Source organism: Stenotrophomonas daejeonensis (assembly GCF_001431505.1).
Lineage (GTDB): Bacteria > Pseudomonadota > Gammaproteobacteria > Xanthomonadales > Xanthomonadaceae > Stenotrophomonas > Stenotrophomonas daejeonensis.
In genome coordinates, this window is record NZ_LDJP01000122.1 from 1 (window position 1) to 692 (window position 692).

The 692-nt window shown below is 68.5% G+C and carries 2 protein-coding genes; both read right to left on the reverse strand.

The annotated features are described in order from the left end of the window. Positions 1 to 290: hypothetical protein (locus tag ABB34_RS14675; RefSeq protein ID WP_211258214.1), on the reverse strand; the 290-nt coding region annotated here is incomplete at its 3' end. Positions 291 to 294: 4 nt separating this feature from the next. Further along, positions 295 to 692: YaiO family outer membrane beta-barrel protein (locus ABB34_RS14680; protein ID WP_152979657.1), on the reverse strand; the 398-nt coding region annotated here is incomplete at its 5' end.

Genomic DNA, 692 nt, shown 5'->3' on the forward strand with positions numbered 1-692 from the left:
AGCCACAGCAACGACAGCGTCAGCCAGCGCAGGATCGCCGATGGCAGCCGCAACAGCGGCCAGGCCAACAACAGCAGCGGCAGGCCGCGCAGCAGCACCATGCTGGCCTGCCAGATGGCCAGCCCCAATACCGGCCAGCGCTGCGCCCCTGCCTGCCCTGCCATGGCCGGGCCAGCCAGGGTGGCCAGCAGAACCAGCAGCCACTGCGCCAGCAGCAGTACCAGCAGCGCCCGCAGCAACCAGCGCCAACGCAGCCGCGGCTCGCTACCGCCCATCAGCGAGGCAGCCACCGGCTCACCAGCGGTGATACAGCGCTGCGGAGGCGCGCTGTTCGGTCAGGCCATCGGCGTCATCGGCATAGCCCAGCCCCAGGCGGAACCCCCATTGCGGGTGCGGGTAACGGGTCCAGGACAGGCCCACGGCGGCATTGCTGTCACGCACCGTGGTGCCAAAACGGTCGACATCGGTGCTGCGCCCGCTGCTCAGGCTCAGCTGCCAGAAATCATCGGCATTGCCCAGGTAGTAATGACGCAGCTGCAGGCGGTGGCTCCAGCTGCCCGAGCCGACGCCGGGCACATGCTGCAGCTTGTAACGGCCATACCAGTTGCCGCTGTAGCGGCCGATGCCCAGGCCGTAGAACTCGATGCTGTCGGAGAAGGTCAGCCGGTCCACACTGGCCGACAGCTCCCAGC